Annotated in this window: 18 protein-coding genes; all 18 read right to left on the bottom strand. The window is 73.9% G+C overall.

Going from position 1 to position 18514, the window contains the following annotated elements:
• Positions 1-42 precede the first annotated feature (42 nt).
• Positions 43-2418 (bottom strand): RelA/SpoT family protein, encoded by a 2376-nt coding sequence (locus tag CAE01nite_RS05535; RefSeq protein WP_186816434.1) that lies wholly within the window; start codon positions 2416-2418, stop codon positions 43-45.
• Between the two features lie 134 nt (positions 2419-2552).
• Positions 2553-3092, bottom strand: coding sequence for an adenine phosphoribosyltransferase (locus CAE01nite_RS05530; RefSeq protein ID WP_186816433.1), 540 nt, complete (start codon positions 3090-3092; stop codon positions 2553-2555).
• A 2-nt stretch (positions 3093-3094) separates the two neighbouring features.
• Positions 3095-4210 carry a protein translocase subunit SecF gene (gene secF / locus CAE01nite_RS05525; RefSeq protein ID WP_146901147.1) on the bottom strand — a complete coding sequence of 372 codons (1116 nt, stop codon included), beginning with the start codon at positions 4208-4210 and terminating at the stop codon, positions 3095-3097.
• Complete coding sequence (gene secD / locus CAE01nite_RS05520) at positions 4210-6057, bottom strand: protein translocase subunit SecD (RefSeq protein ID WP_246131025.1); 1848 nt, start codon at positions 6055-6057, stop codon at positions 4210-4212. Before secD ends, secF begins: the two co-directional genes overlap by 1 nt.
• Positions 6058-6206: 149 nt before the next feature.
• Positions 6207-6656: a preprotein translocase subunit YajC gene (yajC, locus tag CAE01nite_RS05515; protein ID WP_146901125.1), complete on the bottom strand. Its 450-nt coding sequence runs from the start codon at positions 6654-6656 to the stop codon at positions 6207-6209.
• A 109-nt stretch (positions 6657-6765) separates the two neighbouring features.
• Entirely contained in the window at positions 6766-7806 is a 1041-nt protein-coding gene (gene ruvB / locus CAE01nite_RS05510; RefSeq protein WP_146901123.1) for a Holliday junction branch migration DNA helicase RuvB, read from the bottom strand.
• Positions 7799-8416, bottom strand: a complete 618-nt coding sequence (gene ruvA, locus CAE01nite_RS05505) for a Holliday junction branch migration protein RuvA (RefSeq protein ID WP_146901120.1) — start codon at positions 8414-8416, stop codon at positions 7799-7801. Before ruvA ends, ruvB begins: the two co-directional genes overlap by 8 nt.
• An 84-nt stretch (positions 8417-8500) precedes the next feature.
• Positions 8501-9073, bottom strand: coding sequence for a crossover junction endodeoxyribonuclease RuvC (ruvC, locus tag CAE01nite_RS05500; RefSeq protein WP_146901117.1), 573 nt, complete (start codon positions 9071-9073; stop codon positions 8501-8503).
• Between the two features lie 96 nt (positions 9074-9169).
• On the bottom strand, positions 9170-9928 hold the full coding sequence (locus CAE01nite_RS05495; RefSeq protein ID WP_146901114.1) for a YebC/PmpR family DNA-binding transcriptional regulator: 759 nt from the start codon (positions 9926-9928) through the stop codon (positions 9170-9172).
• Positions 9929-9969: 41 nt separating this feature from the next.
• Positions 9970-10605 (bottom strand): pyridoxal 5'-phosphate synthase glutaminase subunit PdxT, encoded by a 636-nt coding sequence (gene pdxT, locus CAE01nite_RS05490; RefSeq protein ID WP_146901111.1) that lies wholly within the window; start codon positions 10603-10605, stop codon positions 9970-9972.
• Positions 10606-10669: 64 nt separating this feature from the next.
• Positions 10670-11308: an NUDIX hydrolase gene (locus tag CAE01nite_RS05485; protein WP_146901108.1), complete on the bottom strand. Its 639-nt coding sequence runs from the start codon at positions 11306-11308 to the stop codon at positions 10670-10672.
• Complete coding sequence (pdxS, locus tag CAE01nite_RS05480) at positions 11305-12207, bottom strand: pyridoxal 5'-phosphate synthase lyase subunit PdxS (RefSeq protein WP_146901106.1); 903 nt, start codon at positions 12205-12207, stop codon at positions 11305-11307. Before pdxS ends, CAE01nite_RS05485 begins: the two co-directional genes overlap by 4 nt.
• A gap of 71 nt (positions 12208-12278) precedes the next feature.
• Positions 12279-12974, bottom strand: a complete 696-nt coding sequence (locus tag CAE01nite_RS05475; RefSeq protein WP_146901103.1) for a hypothetical protein — start codon at positions 12972-12974, stop codon at positions 12279-12281.
• Positions 12974-14173: a glycosyltransferase family 4 protein gene (locus CAE01nite_RS05470; RefSeq protein ID WP_146901170.1), complete on the bottom strand. Its 1200-nt coding sequence runs from the start codon at positions 14171-14173 to the stop codon at positions 12974-12976. The genes CAE01nite_RS05475 and CAE01nite_RS05470 overlap by 1 nt, the downstream gene beginning before the upstream one ends.
• Positions 14174-14193: 20 nt before the next feature.
• The gene (locus CAE01nite_RS05465; RefSeq protein WP_146901100.1) at positions 14194-15201 is read right to left on the bottom strand and encodes a phosphatidylinositol mannoside acyltransferase; all 1008 of its coding nucleotides are present in this window, start codon (positions 15199-15201) and stop codon (positions 14194-14196) included.
• Complete coding sequence (pgsA, locus tag CAE01nite_RS05460; protein WP_146901097.1) at positions 15198-15806, bottom strand: phosphatidylinositol phosphate synthase; 609 nt, start codon at positions 15804-15806, stop codon at positions 15198-15200. The genes CAE01nite_RS05465 and pgsA overlap by 4 nt, the downstream gene beginning before the upstream one ends.
• Positions 15807-15813: 7 nt before the next feature.
• A complete protein-coding gene (locus CAE01nite_RS05455; protein WP_371862886.1) occupies positions 15814-16413 on the bottom strand; it encodes an HIT family protein in 600 nt (199 codons plus the stop codon).
• A gap of 2 nt (positions 16414-16415) precedes the next feature.
• The gene (gene thrS / locus CAE01nite_RS05450) at positions 16416-18404 is read right to left on the bottom strand and encodes a threonine--tRNA ligase (RefSeq protein WP_146901164.1); all 1989 of its coding nucleotides are present in this window, start codon (positions 18402-18404) and stop codon (positions 16416-16418) included.
• Positions 18405-18514: the final 110 nt, after the last annotated feature.

Here is an 18514-nt window from a genome sequence, read left to right as displayed (position 1 = left end):
GGCGGGCGGGCCGGCCGCCCGCCGTGAGTCGGCGTCAGGGTGTCAGGGTGTCCGGCTGCCCGTGGGCCGCGCCGGGACGCCGGCCGCCTTGGAGCCGGTGATCCGGTAGACGTCGAAGACGCCGTCGATCTTCCGGACGGCGGTGAGCAGGGACGCCAGGTGGCTGGGCTCGGCCATCTCGAACACGAACTTCGACATCGCCACACGGTCCCGGGTCGTGGACACGGTCGCCGACAGGATGTCGACGTGGTGGTCGGACAGCACCCGGGTGACGTCGGACAGCAGCCGGCTGCGGTCCAGCGCCTCGACCTGGATCTGCACGAGGAACAGCGTGGACCCGCCGGAGTTCCAGCTGACGTCCACGATGCGCTCGGGCTGCGCGCGCAGGCTCTCGACGTTGACGCAGTCCGTGCGGTGCACGCTGACACCCGCCCCGCGGGTGACGAAGCCCATGATCTGGTCGCCCGGGACGGGGGTGCAGCACTTGGCGAGCTTCACCCAGATGTCGTCCATGCCCTTGACCTCGACGCCCGGGTCGCCGGTGCGCACGCGGCGCGCGGTCCGGCCCGGACGCGCGGTCTCGGCGATGTCCTCCTCGGCGCCGGTCTCCCCGCCCATGGCGTGCACGAGCCGCTGCACGACGGTCGCGGCGGACACCTGGCCCTCGCCGATCGCGGCGTACAGGCCGGACACGTCCGCGTACCGCATCTCGTGCGCGAGGCCGACCAGGGACTCGTGGGACAGCAGGCGCTGGATGGGCAGGTTCTGCTTGCGCATCGCCTTGGCGATGGCGTCCTTGCCCTGCTCGATCGCCTCCTCGCGGCGCTCCTTGGAGAACCACTGGCGGATCTTGTTGCGGGCACGGGGGCTCTTGACGAAGGTCAGCCAGTCACGGCTGGGCCCGGCGGTCTCGGACTTGGACGTGAAGACGTCGATGACGTCGCCGTTCTCCAGCGTGGAGTCCAGCGGGACCAGGCGGCCGTTGACCCGCGCGCCCATGGTCCGGTGCCCCACCTCGGTGTGGACGGCGTAGGCGAAGTCGACCGGCGTGGAGCCGGCGGGCAGCGCGATGACGTCGCCCTTGGGGGTGAAGACGTAGACCTCGGCGCCGGCGATCTCGAAGCGCAGCGAGTCCAGGAACTCCGAGGGGTCCGCGGTCTCCTTCTGCCAGTCGACGAGCTGACGCAGCCACGCCATGTCGTTCCCGGCCGCGTCCGTGACCGGGGACTGCTGGCCCTTGGCGACCTCCTTGTACTTCCAGTGCGCGGCGACGCCGTACTCCGCCCGCCGGTGCATGTCGTGCGTGCGGATCTGGATCTCGACGGGCTTGCCGCCGGGGCCGATCACGGTCGTGTGCAACGACTGGTAGAGGTTGAACTTGGGCATCGCGATGTAGTCCTTGAAGCGCCCCGGCACCGGGTTCCACCGCGCGTGCAGGGCGCCCAGGGCGGCGTAGCAGTCCCGGACCGACTCGACCAGGACGCGCACGCCCACCAGGTCGTAGATGTCGGCGAAGTCGCGGCCGCGGACGATCATCTTCTGGTAGATCGAGTAGTAGTGCTTGGGTCGGCCGCTGACCGTGGCCTTCATCTTCGCGGCCCGCAGGTCCTGGCCCACCTGGTCGCGCACGACGGCGAGGTACTCCTCGCGGGCCGGTGCGCGCTCGGCGACGAGCCGGACGATCTCGTCGTACACCTTGGGGTAGAGGGTCGCGAACGACAGGTCCTCGAGCTCCCACTTGATGGTGTTCATCCCCAGGCGGTGCGCCAGCGGGGCGTAGATCTCCAGCGTCTCGCGGGCCTTGCGCTCGGCCGACGCGGCCGGGACGAACTTCCAGGTCCGGGCGTTGTGCAGCCGGTCCGCGAGTTTGATGACCAGCACCCGGATGTCGCGGGCCATCGCGACGACCATCTTGCGGACGGTCTCGGCCTGCGCGGCGTCGCCGTAGCTGACCTTGTCCAGCTTGGTGACGCCGTCGACCAGCATCGCGACCTCGGGCCCGAAGTCCTTGCGGAGCTGGTCGAGGGAGTACTCGGTGTCCTCGACGGTGTCGTGCAGCAGGGCCGCGGCCAGCGTGGCGGTCGTCATCCCGAGCTCGGCGAGGATGGTGGCGACCGCGACCGGGTGCGTGATGTACGGGTCGCCGCTCTTGCGCATCTGCCCGCGGTGCGCCTGCTCGGCGACCGCGTAGGCCCGCTCGATCACGCTGAGGTCGGCCTTGGGGTGGTTCGTCCGGATCGCGTGCATCAGCGGCCCGAGGCTGGGCGTCGCCGGGCTGTGCCGCGTGCCGAAGCGCACGAGCCGGGAGCGGACCCGGCTGCCACCGGCGCCGACGCCGTCCACGACCGGCTCCGGCGCGATGAGGGCGTCCGTGCCGACGGGCTCCACCTGGCCCGTGGCGCGTGCGTCCTCGCTCATCCGACCCTCCCGGCGATGTGCATCGATCAAGTCTACGACCACGGGCGGCGCCGGGCGCAGGTGCCCGCCGGGTGGGGCGTGCCCCCACGGGCGCGTGTCCCCCGTGCAGGATCCCGGCAGGTGGTCGGCCGGTATCAGGCCTCGGTCAGCAGCACGTCCAGGTGGCGCCCGGCCAGCCGGTCGCGGCCGGCGAGGAAGGTGAGCTCCAGCAGGAACGCCAGGCCGGCCACGACGCCGCCGGCACGCTCGACGAGGTCGGCGGTCGCCGCGGCCGTCCCGCCGGTGGCCAGGACGTCGTCGAGCACCAGCACGCGTGCGCCGTCGGGGATGGTGTCGGGCCGGACCTCGATCGTGGCGTCGCCGTACTCCAGCCTGAACGCCGCCGCCAGCGTCGGGCCGGGCAGCTTGCCGGCCTTGCGGACCGGGACGAACCCGACGCCCAGCGCGGCGGCGACCGGCGCGCCGAGGATGAACCCGCGCGCCTCCATGCCGGCGACCAGGTCCACGCCGCCGAGCGCCCGCGTCCGCTCGGCCAGCTCGGTGACGACCGCCGAGAACGCCGGCCCGTCCGCCAGCAGCGGCGTGATGTCCTTGAAGGTCACCCCGGCGCGGGGGTAGTCGGGGACGTCGCGGATCAGGGCGCGGCTGCGCCCGGCCAGCGTGGTGGCGTCCACGCCTACCGACGTCCCGTCCGTCGGCGCCTGGGCTGCGCGGCGGCGCCCAGGTGGTGACCCGGCTCGAGCCGCGTGGCGCCGTGCGTCGGGCCCGTGCCCGTGCCCACGGCGGCGGGCTCGCCGTCGGCGGCGGGGGCCTTGACGCCGCGCGCCTCGAGCACGCGCGCGGTGTGGCCGGCGATGCGGGCCTCGCGCCCGCGCAGCGTGACCTCCAGCGGCGTCGCGAGGAAGACCGAGGAGAACGTCCCCACGATCATGCCGACGAACAGCGCCAGCGCGATGTCCCGCAGCGTGCCGGCGCCGAGCAGGAACGCGCCGACGAACAGGATCGCCGCGACCGGCAGCACGGCGACGACCGAGGTGTTGATCGAGCGCACGAGGGTCTGGTTCACCGCGAGGTTCGCCTGCTCGCCGTAGGTCGAGCGGGACTGCTCCAGCACGCCCTGCGTGTTCTCCCGGACCTTGTCGAACACCACGACCGTGTCGTAGATGGAGTACCCGAGGATCGTCAGGAAGCCGATCACCGTGGCGGGGGTGACCTCCCAGCCGACCAGCGCGTAGATCCCGACGGTGATGACGAGGTCGTGGGCGAGCGCGAGCAGCGCCGCCACGGCCATGCGCCACGCGCGGAAGTACAGGGTCATGACCACGGTGACGAGCGCGAGGAAGGCGATGAGGCCGGTGATGGCCTTGCTGGAGACGTCCTTCCCCCAGCTGGGACCGATGAACGAGCTGGTGACCTCGTCCTCGGAGACGCCGTAGGCGCTCGCCAGCGCGCCGCGCACCTCGGTGACCTCCTCGGCGGACAGCGCAGCGGTCTGCACGCGGATCGCGTCGTCACCGACCGTGGAGACGCGGGCCTCCTCCGTGGGCGACACCTCTGCGACGGCGTCGATCGCCGGCTGCTGCTCCACGGTCCGCGCACCCGAGACGGTGAACTGCGACCCGCCACGGAACTCGATGCCCGGGTTGAGGCCCTTGGTCAGCAGCAGCGCCGCCGACGCGAGGACCAGCGCCAGCGCGATGGCGTACCACCGGCGCCGCAGCCCCACGATGTCGTAGGACCTGCGGCCCGTGTACAGGTCGTTGCCCCACTGGGCGAATCCGCTGGCGGCCATCAGGAACCGCTCCCCTCGGTGCTCTGCTGGTCGGTGGACGCCGGAGCCGCCGACGCGGCGCGCGCGCGCTCGGCGGCGCGCGCGGCGGCCCGGCGCTCGGCGATCGTCATGCCGGCGCCGCCCGGGGCACCGTCGACGACGAGCCGGGTGCTGCCGCCGGCGACCGGGACGGGCACCGCCTCGGTGCCGGTGCCCTCGCCGGGCGGGGCGTCCGCCGGACGCGTGGTGGGCGTGCCGGTGGTGAGCGTGCCGGTGGTGGGCGTGCCGGCGAGCGTGCCCGCGGCGGCACCGCCGGACCCGAGGGGCGGGGTGACCATCGGGCCGGTGGCCGGCGCGACGCGGCCGCGGCCGGCGTAGTGCGGGCCACGCGCGCCCAGGCGGCGCGGGTCCAGGCCGGAGAGGGGGTGCCCCTCGCCGAAGAACCGCGTGCGGGCGATGAGCTGCATGACCGGACGGGTGAACAGGAACACCACGAGCAGGTCGAGCAGCGTGGTCAGGCCGAGCGTGAACGCGAACCCGCGCACCCCGCCGACGGCCAGCACGTACAGGACGATCGCGGCGAGGAAGTTGACCGCGTCGGACGCGAGGATGGTGCGCCGCGCGCGCTGCCAGCCCCGGTCGACGGCGCCGACGAGCGTCCGGCCGTCGCGGAGCTCGTCGCGGATGCGCTCGAAGTAGACGATGAACGAGTCGGCGGTGATCCCGATCGCCACGATCAGGCCCGCCACACCGGGCAGGCTCAGGCGGTATCCCTGCAGCCAGGAGAGCAGCGCGATGACGCCGTAGGTCAGCACGCCCGCGACCAGCAGCGACGCGATCGTCACCAGACCCAGCGCCCGGTACTGGAACAGCGAGTAGACCGCGACGAGCGCCAGGCCGATGAGGCCGGCGATGAGGCCCTTCTGCAGCTGCTCGGAGCCGAGCGTCGCGGAGATCTGCTCCTCGCTCTGCACCTGGAACGTCAGCGGCAGCGCCCCGAAGTTCAGCTGGTTCGCCAGCGTCGCCGCGGACTCCCGGTCGAACGTCCCGGAGATCTCCGCGCGGCCGTCGGAGATGATGACGCCGGGGCTCAGCCCCGGCGCCGAGATCACGAGGCCGTCGAGCACCATCGCGAACTGGTTCGTCGGCGCGGGCAGGGACTGCAGGCGCGTGGTGACGTCGCGGAAGACGTCCGTCCCGGCGCCGTCGAACTCGAGGTTGACGACCCACTCGTTCGTCACGGCGCCGGTCTGGGTGGTGCGCAGGCCGGACGTCGCGTTGTCCAGGTCGTCACCGCGCAGCTCCACCGGCCCGAGCAGGTACTTCGCGGACCCGTCCACCTGGCAGGTGACCAGCGGGGCGTCGTCGGGCCCGCTGGTGCCGCCGGCGAGGTTCGCCGGGTCGGTGCAGTCCAGGGCGTCGAGCTGCCCCTGGACCTCCGGGGTCAGGTAGAACGCGACGTCGGACGGGGAGTCCGCGGCCTCCTTCGGCACGAAGGCGGAGGTGTCGGTCGGCGTCGCGGCCGGCGTCGGCGCGGTGATGGTCAGCACGGGACGGAACCGCATCTGCGCGGACGTGCGGACCAGGTCCAGCGTCTCCTCGGACGGGTTGCCGGGCAGCGCGACGACGATGTTGCTGCCGCCCTGGCTGGTGATCTCGGCCTCGGCGACCCCCGAGGAGTCCACCCGCTGGCGGATGACCTCGATCGCCTGGGCGATCGTCTCGTCGGTGATCTCCGCACCGTCGTCGGCGACCGGCGTGAGGATGAGCTGGGTGCCGCCCTCGAGGTCGAGCGCCAGGTTCGGGGTCCAGGAGGCGTTCGACATCTGGGTCCCCGCGGCGATCGCCCCGAAGAGGGCCGCGAGCATCACGGCGAGCGTGACCAGCGTCCGGACGGGCCGTGAGCGGCGTGTGGTGGAGGCCAACGTGAGTGTCTCTTCTCGTGCGCGCATGGCCCGCGGGGTGCGGGCGGCGGGAGTGGGCTGTCAGCGGTGGCGCGCGGGACGCGCCGGCCGGGTCATCGGGGCTCGGGTGCGTCCCCGGGGCGACGGCGGTCGTCGAGCGTCGACAGGTCGTCCGGGACGTCGATGCGGTCGACCCGCGGCGCGGTCCCGTAGTCCTGCACCGCGCGGTGGGCGTCGTCGCCCGTGGTCAGCGAGGTGTCCGCGACGGCGGTCGCGCCCGCGGTCCCGTCGACGTCGTCGTCCACGAGCTCCTCGGCCGGGGGGACGAGCTTGGCGATCGCCGCGCGGATCCACCGGCTCTGGTTGCCGGGGGTCGACTCGAGCGTGATCGTGTCACCGTCGACGGCGACGATGGTCCCGTACAGGCCGGACCCCGTCATGACCTCCTGGCCCACCTCGAGGTTGGCGCGGAAGTCCGCCGCCTGCCGCTGCATCTTGCGGTTGCGGCTCGTCATGAGCCACATCACGCCGATCACGAGAGCGAAGGGCAGGAGCATTTCCATGGGAGCACGTCTTTTCGGGTCGAGGGTGTCGAGCGCAGTCTAGGCGCCGCCGGTTCGCACTCCCAACGGCCTGGCGCACCGGCCGGGTTCCCGCGAGCTGACCGTCCGGTCAGCCGAACAGCGTGTCGGTGGGCGTCGGCGGGGTCAGGCCCAGGTGCGTCCAGGCGCCGGGCATCGCGACCCGCCCGCGTGGCGTCCGGCCGACCAGCCCCTCACGGACGAGGAAGGGCTCCGCGACGGTCTCGACGGTCTCGGGCTCCTCCCCCACGGCGACCGCCAGCGTCGTCAGGCCGACCGGGCCGCCGCCGAACCGGGTGCACAGGGCGGTCAGCACCGCGCGGTCGAGCCGGTCCAGGCCCAGCGCGTCGACCTCGTAGACCTCCAGCGCCGCCCGCGCGGCCGCGAGGTCCAGCCGCCCGTCGCCGCGCACCTGCGCCCAGTCGCGGACCCGGCGCAGCAGCCGGTTGGCGATGCGGGGGGTGCCGCGCGAGCGCGAGGCGACCTCCGCCGCGGCGTCGGCGTGGAGCTCCACGCCCAGCAGCCGCGCGGAGCGCACGAGCACGCGCTCGAGCTCCTCGGCGTCGTAGAAGTCCAGGTGCCCGGTGAAGCCGAAGCGGTCCCGCAGCGGCGCCGGCAGCAGCCCGGCACGGGTCGTGGCGCCGACCACGGTGAACGGTGGCAGGGCGAGCGGGATCGCGCTGGCGCCCGCCCCCTTGCCGACGACGACGTCGACGCGGAAGTCCTCCATCGCGACGTAGAGCAGCTCCTCGGCGGGCCGCGCCAGGCGGTGGATCTCGTCGAGGAAGAGCACCTCGCCCTCCTCCAGGGAGGACAGCACGGCGGCCAGGTCCCCGGCGTGCTGGATGGCGGGGCCGGACGTGAGCCGCAGCGGCGCGCCGAGCTCGGCCGCGATGATCATCGCGAGCGTCGTCTTGCCCAGCCCGGGCGGTCCGGACAGCAGCACGTGGTCCGGTGCGCGTCCGCGGCCCAGCGCCGCCTGCAGCACCAGGGAGAGCTGGTCGCGGACCACGCGCTGGCCGACGAACTCCTCCAGCCGCCGGGGGCGCAGCGCCGCCTCGGCGGCCCGCTCCAGGTCGTCCGCGCCCGGCTGGACGAGCCGCTCGGTGGTCACACCGGGGTCGTCAGCCACGGCCGGACCCCAGCGCCCGGAGCGCCGCGCGCAGCACCCCGGCGACGTCGGCGTCGCTCACGGGCGGGGCGCTCTCGTCCACGACGCCGGACACGGCGTCCTCGGCGGCCTTGGCGTTCCAGCCCAGGCCGACCAGCGCGTCGACCACCTCACCGCGCCGGTCGCCCCGGGCGGCGGCGGGCACCGGTGCGGCGCCCGGCAGGTCGGTCGGCGCACCGAGCCTGCCCGCGAGCTCCAGGACGATCCGCTGCGCGCCCTTGTGGCCGATGCCCGGGACGCGCTTGAGCGCGGTGAGGTCCTCGGTGGCCACCGCCCGGCGCAGCGTGTCGGGGCTGTGCACCGCCAGCATCGCCAGCGCCAGCCGGGGACCCACGCCCGAGACGGTCTGCACGGCCTCGAAGACCGAGCGCTCGTCGGCGTCGGCGAAGCCGAACAGCGTCAGGGAGTCCTCGCGCACCACCAGGCTCGTCGCCAGGGTGGCGTCGGCACCCACCCGCAGTGAGCCCAGCGTGGTGGGGGTCGCGTGGACGAGCAGCCCGACCCCGCCCACCTCGACGACGGCGCCGTCCAGCCTGACAGCCTGCACCGTGCCGCGAACCGAGGCGATCACCGAGCACGTCCCCCTTCATCCCGGGCGCGAGACCACCACCCGACGAACACCTGTACGAACGGCGCCCACCGTAACGCGCGCGGATCAGCCCCGGGTGGGCCGACGCGCCGCGTGCTCGGCGGCCGCCCAGGCGCGCTGCGCCGCGGTCATGGACTGCACCGGCCGCTGGGGCGAGGCCAGCGCCCCGGCCGGTCGCCACAGGTGGCACACGGCCAGGGCGAGCGCGTCGGCGGCGTCGGCCGGCCTGGGCAGCTCGGCGAGCCCGAGGATCTGGGCGACCATCCGCTGCACCTGCGTCTTGTCGGCGCGCCCGGAGCCGGTGACGGCGGCCTTCACCTCGCTCGGGGTGTGCAGCGCGACCGGGATCTTGCGGCGTGCCGCGGCGAGCATGGCGACGCCGGCGACCTGGGCGGTGCCGATGACGGTGCTCACGCTGTCGGACGCGAAGTAGCGCTCCACGGCCACGACGTCCGGTGCGTGCCGGTCCAGCCACTCCTCGATCTGCTCGAAGATCGCGAGCAGGCGCAGGTCCAGGTCGTCGGTCGAGGAGGACCGGGCGACCCCGACCGCCACCAGCGCGGCGCGGCGGGCCGGCAGGGCGTCGACGACGCCGAGGCCGCACCGGGTCAGGCCGGGGTCCACGCCGAGAACACGCACGGCCTCACTCTCCCAGGTCGGGAGGGTGGGACCGTGGACGCCGGGCGGTGTGGCGGTGCGGACGCCGGCCGCGGCGCACCGCCGTGCGTCGACCCGTCAGTCGTCCTCCAGCTCGGCCATGACCTCGTCGGACGCGTCGAAGTTCGCGTAGACCTCCTGCACGTCGTCGAGGTCCTCCAGAGCGTCGACGAGCCGCAGGATCTTGCGCGCGCCCTCGGCGTCGACCTCGATCTGCGTGGCGGGGTGGAACACGACGTCCGCCGAGTCGTACTCGATGCCGGCGTCCTGCAGCGCGGTCCGGACCGGCACGAGGTCGGTCGCCTCGGTCAGGATCTCGAAGGTGTCGCCGTAGTCGTTGACCTCCTCGGCGCCGGCGTCCAGCACGGCCTCCATCACGGAGTCCTCGGTGACGCCGTCGGCCTTGGGGACGACGACGACGCCCTTGCGGGAGAACAGGTACGACACCGAGCCGGGGTCGGCCATCTGGCCGCCGTTGCGCGTGAACGCCACCCGGACGTCGGACGCGGCGCGGTTGCGGTTGTCCGTCAGGCACTCGACCAGCACGGCGATCCCGCCGGCGCCGTAGCCCTCGTACATGATCGTGGCGTACTCCGCGCCGCCGGCCTCCTGGCCGGACCCGCGCTTGAGCGCCCGGTCGATGTTGTCGTTGGGGACCGAGGACTTCTTGGCCTTCTGGACGGCGTCGAACAGCGTCGGGTTGCCGTTGAGGTCACCGCCGCCGGTGCGCGCGGCGACCTCGATGTTCTTGATGAGCTTGGCGAACAGCTTGCTCCGCTTGGCGTCGACCACGGCCTTCTTGTGCTTGGTGGTGGCCCACTTGGAGTGACCTGACATCTGTGTTGCTCCTCCGTCTGCGCCCGGACGCGCTCGAGACGTCAGCCCTCGGCGTCGTGGCCGGGGGCGGCGTCCAGGCTCTCGCGGACGATCTGCACGAACAGGCGGTGCACGCGGTGATCGCCGGTGACCTCCGGGTGGAAGGAGGTCGCCAGGATCCCGCCCTGTCGCACCGCGACGATCCTACCGGCGGCCGCGCCCTCCCCGACCGCGGCGAGCACCTGCGCGCCGGACCCGACCTCCTCGACCCACGGAGCGCGGATGAACACCGCGTGCACGGGCTCGCCGTCGATCCCGGCCACGTCGAGGTCGGTCTCGAACGAGTCGACCTGCCGCCCGAAGGCGTTGCGCCGGACGGTGATGTCCAACCCGCCGAGCGTCGTCTGGTCGGACGTCCCGCCGACGACGCGGTCGGCGAGCAGGATCATCCCGGCGCAGGACCCGTAGGCGGGCAGCCCCTCGCGCAGCCGCTCGCGGACCGGCTCGAACAGGTCGAAGGCCCGCAGCAGCTTCTCGATGGTGGTCGACTCGCCGCCGGGGATGACGAGCCCGTCGACGGTGGCCAGCTCGCTCTCCCGCCGCACGGGCACGGCCTCCGCGCCGCTCTCCTCGAGCGCCGCGAGGTGCTCGCGGACGTCGCCCTGCAGGGCAAGCACACCGATCCGGGGTCGTGTCACGGGCACAGGACTCTACGTCCGGGCCGGCCGCACCTCGCGCGCGGGAGCGGTCCGGTGGTGGGGGTCACACCGACAGCGGGCGCGTGACCCCGTCCCACCCGTCGAGCAGGCCCCGGACCAGGTCCGGCAGCCCGTGCGGGAAGACCTCCTCGTCGAGCGCCGCGAGGTCGTCCAGGTCCCACCACCGCAGCTCGTCGATCGTCTCGAGCTCGATGTCGGTCCAGGCGTCACGGGTGAAGGGGGCCGCACCCGCGCCCTGGCGCGGCAGGCGGGCGAGGAAGAACAGCTCGTCCTGCCGGCAGGTCTCGCGGTAGAAGTCGAACTCGGCGCTGCGGCTGAACACCGGCCCGACGAGGTCCGCCGCGGGCACCGTCAGCCCGGTCTCCTCCCACAGCTCGCGCACGGCGGCGTCCAGCGCGGACTCCCCCGCGTCGATGCCGCCCCCGACCGTGAACCACCAGGTGCGCTCACGCTGGTCGGCGTCGCACCCGTGCAGCAGCAGCACCCGGTCCTGCTCGTCGAGCAGGATCACCCGGGCGGCGTTGCGGAACCGCACACCGTCGGGCCCGGTCTCCCACTCCGGCCCCAGCCCGTGGACGGGGCCGCGCGCCGGGGCCGACGACGCGTCGTCGTCGGCCGCCGGGCGCGGGTCGGCCGCGGGACCCGGTGCGGCGCCCGGGTCCGGTGCGACGGCCGAGGTCACCAGCCGCGCTCGGCCAGCCGGTGCGGCACCGGGACGTCGGAGACGTTGATGCCGACCATCGCCTCACCCAGCCCGCGCGAGACCTTCGCGATGACGTCGGGGTCGTCGTAGAACGTCGTGGCCTTGACGACGGCCGCGGCGCGCTCGGCGGGGTTGCCGGACTTGAAGATCCCGGAGCCCACGAACACGCCCTCCGCGCCCAGCTGCATCATCATCGCGGCGTCGGCGGGCGTCGCGATGCCGCCGGCGGTGAAGAGCACGACCGGGAGCTTGCCGGCGGTCGCGACCTCCTTGACGAGGTCGTACGGCGCCTGCAGCTCCTTGGCGGCCAGGTACAGCTCGTCCTCGGGCAGGGAGGTCAGGCGGCGGATCTCGTCGCGCAGCGTGCGCATGTGCGTGGTCGCGTTGGAGACGTCGCCCGTGCCGGCCTCGCCCTTGGAGCGGATCATCGCCGCGCCCTCGGTGATGCGGCGCAGCGCCTCGCCGAGGTTGGTGGCGCCGCACACGAACGGGACGGTGAACGCCCACTTGTCGATGTGGTGCGCGTAGTCGGCCGGGGTGAGCACCTCGGACTCGTCGACGTAGTCGACGCCGAGCGACTGCAGGACCTGGGCCTCGACGAAGTGGCCGATGCGGGCCTTGGCCATCACCGGGATGGAGACGGTGTTGATGATCGCGTCGATGAGGTCGGGGTCGCTCATCCGCGCGACACCGCCCTGGGCGCGGATGTCGGCGGGCACCCGCTCCAGCGCCATGACGGCGACGGCGCCGGCGTCCTCGGCGATCTTCGCCTGCTCGGCGGTCACCACGTCCATGATGACGCCGCCCTTGAGCATCTCCGCCATGCCCCGCTTGACCTTCGCGGTGCCGACGGTGTTCTGGCTGTTCTCGCTGGTCACTACGGGCCTCACAGATCGGGTCGGGTCAGGGTGTCGACGTGCGCGGCCGACTCACGCGCTCGCCGTCCATCCTAGACCTCGGGTGCACGGGCCGAGGCGCCCGGCCGGCCCAGTGCGGGCGGCCAGGCGTCGTCGACGTCGAACGGGTCCGGCAGGGCGGCGTGGCCGGCCAGGCGCAGCCACCGGACCAGCGTCTTGCCGCGCACGCGGCGGGTCTGGGCGACGGCCTCGTTGTGGAACCGCCGCGCCAGCTGGACCCGGAACCAGGCGGCCGCGAGCGCCTCGACCAGGACGGCGCCGCCCGGCTGGGCGCGGATCTCGGCGACCTCGTCGGCGTCCTCCAGGGCGGCGCGCAGCGTCGCGGACAGCTCGCTCTCGACCTGGCTCCGGTCGACGACGGCCGTCCGGCCGGCGGCGGCTCCCGCGGTCGCCCGGGGCGGGACGTCCCCCTGCTCGGCGACGATGCGCACGAGCTCGGGCGGCAGCGACGTCAGCGTGCCGGTCCCCTCGCCGCTGGCGTCCAGGGCCGCGAACGCCGCCTCGCCGACGAGCACGGAGCTGACCGGGTCCAGCAGGCCGCTCGAGGCGAGCTCGACGGACACCGACGCGCGTCGGACGAGCTGCGTCTCGAGCACGCCCAGCGACGCGGAGACCTTGCGGTGCAGCCGGTCCAGCCGCGACGCCTCGACCCACACCGCCCAGACCAGCAGCACGAGGGCGGCCGTGGCGAGCAGGCCCCACTCCGCCACGCCCCACTCCGCCGTCATCAGCGCTCCCACCGGTCGCTGCGGACCAGGCGGCCGAACCCGGCGCGCCGCGACGACGGGTCCTCCCCGACCTGCCGTCCGCTGCTGCCGGCGGTCACCATCTCGTAGACGGTGAGCACCTCGTCGGTGACGTGCGACCAGTCGTAGCGCCGGACGACGTCGGACGCGTGGTCGCGCGCCTTCTCGCGCAGGCCGTCGTCGTCCAGCACGCGCAGCAGGGTGGCGGCCAGGTCGGCCGGGTCGCCGGTCCGGAACAGGGTGCCCGCGGTTCCGTCGTCCAGCACGCGGCGGAAGGCGCCGAGGTCGCTGGCCACGACGGCGGCGCCGGCGCTCATCGCCTCGACCAGCACGATGCCGAAGCTCTCCCCGCCGGTCTGGGGCGCGCAGTAGACGTCGACGGACCGCAGCAGCGCCGCCTTCTCCGCGTCGGTGATCGAGCCGAGGAACTCCACCGCGCGGGCGTCGTCGTCGCCGAGCAGCGCGCGCACCTCGTCGGGACCGGTGTCGCCGCGGCCGGCGACGAGGAAGCGGGTGCCGGGCCTCGCCCGGAGCACCGCGGGCACCGCGTCGAGCAGCACGGGCAGGCCCTTGCGCGACTCGTCGAGCCGACCGAGGAACGCGACGGTGGGGGCGTCCGGCGTGCCGGTCCACCGCGCGTCGGGGGTCGCGCGCGTGAAGTGGTCGACGTACACGCCGTTGGGGATGACCACCGCGTCGCCGCCCATGTGCTCGACGAGCGTGCGGCGGGCGTCCTCGGACACCGCGATCCGGGCGGAGATCTTCTCCAGGCTCTGCCGCACGACGGGGTAGGCCATCTGCAGCCCGCGGGAGCGGGTGAGCGCGGTGTGCATGGTGGCGACGATCGGCCCGTCGGCGAACCACAGCGCGAGCATCCCCAGGCTCGGGGTGACCGGCTCGTGCAGGTGCAGGACGTCGAACTCCCCCGCGGTCAGCCACCGCCGCACCCGGGCCGCGGTCAGCGGGCCGAACGTCATCCGGGCGACGGCCCCGTTGTAGCGGACCGGCACCGCGCGGCCCGCGGACGTCATGTACGGCGGGATCGGCGTCTCGTCGTCGGCGGGCGCGAGGACCGACACGCTGTGCCCGCGGGCGATGAGCGCCTCGGCGAGGTCCCGGACGTGGAACTGCACCCCGCCGGGCACGTCGAAGGAGTACGGGCAGACCAGGCCGATGCGCAGCGGCCGTCCGTGCGCCCCGCTCACCGGGCGGCTCCGGCGTCCGCGGGCCCGGCGGCCCCGGCGGCCCCGGCGTCCGCGGGCCCGGCGTCCGCGACCGTGGCCGCGTACCGGGCCGGGTCGAGGTCCGCGACGAAGACCTTCTGGAGCATGTGCCAGTCCTGCGGGTGCTCCGCGATCCCGGCGGCGACGACGTCGACCCAGCCCTGGGTCAGCGCGGCGACCTGCTCCGCGCGCGGCAGGTCGCGGGGCACCGGCAGCGCGGGGTGGAACGTGACGACGACGCCCCACGGCGACCCGGCCGCCCGGCGGCGCGCCCCGGTGAGCCGCTCGTAGCGGATGGTCACCGGGGACAGGCGTGCGCCGGTCGACAGCGCCAGCGCGGCCGGCCCGGCGGCGACGCGCGCGGTCTGGCCGAACAGCTGCACCTCCACGCCGCGCGCGGTCAGGTCGCGGTCCGCCAGCAGCGGGACGAGCCGGGGACCGGCGCGCACGGCGCGCACCAGGCGCCGGAACACCTCGCCGCCGGACCCGTCCAGCGGGATGATCTCCAGCCCGATCCCCTCGCGGAAGGCGAGGAACTCCCGGAACGCCGCCTCGGGCTCGAGCTTCTCGGCGACGGTGGTGACCGGCGCGATCGCCCGGGTGGCCCAGGCGCCGGCGAGGTCCCAGTTGCCCATGTGGCCCAGCGCCAGCACCACGGCGCGTCCGGCGTCGAGCTCGGTCCGCAGCCCCTCGACGCCGAGCGCGCGCACGCGGGCGTCCGTCTGGGCGGGGGTGAACGACGCCAGGGTGAACGCCTCGGCGTAGTACCGCAGGTAGGACCGCATCCCCTCGCGGGACAGCCGGCGCACCGCGGTGGCGGGCAGGTCCGGGCGCGCCCGGGCCAGGTTGCGCTCGAGCTGGCGCACCCCGCCGCCGCGGCGCCACCAGACGAGGTCGGCCCCGAGGGCCGCGGCGCCGCGCAGGACGGGCTCGGGCACGAACCGCGCGACCCGCCAGGCGACGGGCAGCAGCTGCCCGACGTTCACCGCAGCACCTGCGCCTGCCGGCGGACGGCAGCCATCCGCTGCACCACGGTGACCGCGCTGGCGAGCGCGAGCAGCGCCAGGACCACGACGAGGACGGTCACCGGCAGCCCGGCCCCGACGAGCGTGGTCGCCACCAGCACCGCCAGCAGCCGGTCGGCGCGCTCGGCGATCCCCACCGCGGCGGTCATCCCCAGCCCCTCCGCGCGCGCCCGGGCGTACGGGACCACCGAGCTCAGCACGAGGCAGGTCAGCGCGAGGAGCGCCGCCGCGCGGTGGTCGCCGTCGCCGGTGAACCACACGACGAGGCCGGCGAAGATCGCCGCGTCGCCGAAGCGGTCCAGGGTCGAGTCCAGGAACGCGCCCCAGGAGCTGCTGCGCCCCGAGCGCCGCGCCATGAGGCCGTCCAGGGAGTCGGTCAGCACCAGCAGGCCGATGACGAGGCTCCCCGCCAGCAGGTGCCCGGTCGGGTAGGCGGTCAGCGCGGTCAGCACGACCGCGACGGTCCCGGCGACGGTCACCGCGTCGGGTGAGACGCCGCGGGCGAGGAGCAGGTCGGCGATCGGCGTCATGACCCTGGCCAGGCCGCCGCGCAGTCGGTTCAGCACGCGTCGATCATCCCCTGGTCAGGTCGTCGGCCGGTGCAGGCCAGGCCGCCGCCAGCCGGGCGCGCGTGTCGCCGAGCAGCTCGGGCAGCGCCTTGGTGCGACCGATGATCGGCAGGAAGTTCGCGTCCCCGCCCCACCGCGGCACGACGTGTTGGTGCAGGTGGGCGGCGATCCCGGCGCCGGCGACCGCACCCTGGTTCATGCCGAGGTTGAACCCGTGCGGGGCCGACACGGCGGTGAGCACGCGGATGGCGGTCTGCGTGAGCTGCGCCACCTCGACGGTCTCCTCCGGGGTGAGCTCGGTGTACCCCGCGACGTGCCGGTACGGCAGCACCATGAGGTGGCCGGGGTTGTAGGGGTACAGGTTGAGGATCACGTAGGCGTGCGTGCCCCGGGCGACGACGAGCGACTCCGCGTCCTTCTGCGTCGGGGCGCGGCAGAACGGGCACCGGGGGCCGGTGTCGTCGGCGGGCTTGTCCTGACCGCCGATGTACACCATCCGGTGCGGCGTCCACAGCCGCTCGAACCCGTCCGGCTCACCCGGGTAGGCGCCGCCGCCGGGTGCCCCCGGGTGGCCGGTGCCGCCGTCGGGCTCCCCCGCTGCCACGCTCAGACCTGCACGCGGTCGCGGACGGCGGCGAGGATGCGCTCGACCGCCTCCGCGACCGGCACGCCGTTGTCCTGGCGGCCGTCGCGGTAGCGGAAGGACACCGCGCCGGCGTCGACGTCGTCACCACCGGCGATCAGCACGAACGGGATCTTCTGCGTGCTGGCGGTGCGGATCTTCTTGCCGAAGCGGTCCTCGGACGTGTCCAGCTCGGCGCGGACGCCGTGCGCGCGCAGCTGGGCGACGACGTCGGCCAGGTAGTCGTTGAACGGCTCCGCCACCGGCACGGCGACGACCTGCACGGGCGCCAGCCACGCCGGGAACGCCCCGGCGTAGTGCTCGAGCAGGACGCCGAAGAACCGCTCCACCGACCCGAACAGGGCCCGGTGGATCATCACCGGGCGCTGCCGGGTGCCGTCCGAGGCGGCGTACTCCAGGTCGAACCGCTCCGGCAGGTTGAAGTCGAGCTGGATGGTGGACATCTGCCAGGTCCGGCCGATGGCGTCGCGGGCCTGGACGGAGATCTTCGGGCCGTAGAACGCCGCGCCGCCCGGGTCGGGGACGAGCTCCAGGCCCGACGCCGTCCCGACCTCCTGCAGCGTGCGCGTCGCCTCCTCCCACAGCTCCTCGCTGCCCACGGACTTGTCGGGGTTGCGGGTCGACAGCTCGAGGTAGAAGTCCTCCAGGCCGTAGTCCTTCAGCAGCGACAGGACGAACTCGAGCGTCGAGGTGAGCTCGTCCTTCATCTGCTCGCGCGTGCAGTAGATGTGGGCGTCGTCCTGGGTCAGCCCACGCACACGGGTCAGGCCGTGGATGACGCCGGACTTCTCGTACCGGTACACGGTGCCGAACTCGAACAGCCGCAGCGGCAGCTCGCGGTAGGAGCGGCCCCGGGCGGCGAAGATCAGGTTGTGCATGGGGCAGTTCATCGGCTTGAGGTAGTAGTCCTGCCCCGGCTTGCGGACGGTGCCGTCGTCGTCCAGCTCGGCGTCCACGTGCATGGGCGGGAACATCCCGTCGCGGTACCAGTCCAGGTGCCCGGAGACCTCGTACAGCCGGCCCTTGGTGATGTGCGGGGTGTTGACGAACGAGTACCCGGCCTCGACGTGCCGGCGGCGCGAGTACTCCTCCATCTCGGCGCGCACGACCCCGCCCTTGGGGTGGAACACCGGCAGGCCGGACCCGAGCTCGTCCGGGAAGGAGAACAGGTCCAGCTCGGCGCCCAGGCGCCGGTGGTCGCGGCGCTCGGCCTCGGCGAGGCGGTCCAGGTAGGCGCGCAGCTCGTCCTTGGTGGGCCACGCGGTGCCGTACACGCGCTGCAGCTGCGGGTTCTTCTCCGACCCGCGCCAGTAGGCGGCCGCCGACCGGGTCAGCTGGAACCCGTTCGCGATCAGCCGGGTGCTGGGCAGGTGCGGGCCGCGGCACAGGTCCTGCCAGGCGACGGTCCCGTCACGCTTGACGTTCTGGTAGATGCTCAGCCCGCCCAGGCCGACCTCGACGGACGACTCGTCGTCGGAGCTGGTGCCCTTGAGGCCGATGAGCTCGAGCTTGTACGGCTCGTCGGCGAGCTCGGCACGCGCCTCGTCCTCGGTGACGTCCCACCGGCGGAAGGTCTGACCCTCCTTGACGATGCGCTGCATCGCCTTCTCCAGCGCCTTGAGGTCCTCCGGGGTGAACGGGGTCCGGACGTCGAAGTCGTAGTAGAAGCCGTCCGTGATCGGCGGGCCGATGCCCAGCTTCGCGGCGGGGTCGACCTCCTGCACCGCCTGGGCGAGCACGTGCGCCGCCGAGTGCCGCAGCACGGCGAGGCCGTCGGGCGAGTCGATCGTCACCGCCTCCACCACGCTGCCGCCGGTCAGGGGCAGGTGCAGGTCCCGCAGCTCGCCGTCGACCCGGACGACGACGACGTCGCGGCGCTGGGCGAACAGGTCCGTGCCCGTGGTGCCCGTCTCGACCGTGACCTCGGCTCCGTCGACGGTCAGGGACAGCATCTGATCGGACGGTGCAGACACGGTGGGATCTCCTCGGGGTGGCTCGCGCGCCGGGGACGACGCGTCGACGCATGCTACCGAGGCGGGCGACGACGCCCGGATCGCCTCGG

The organism is Cellulomonas aerilata, from assembly GCF_007991755.1.
Taxonomy (GTDB): domain Bacteria; phylum Actinomycetota; class Actinomycetes; order Actinomycetales; family Cellulomonadaceae; genus Pengzhenrongella; species Pengzhenrongella aerilata.
This window is presented reverse-complemented; position numbering and strand designations above follow the sequence as displayed.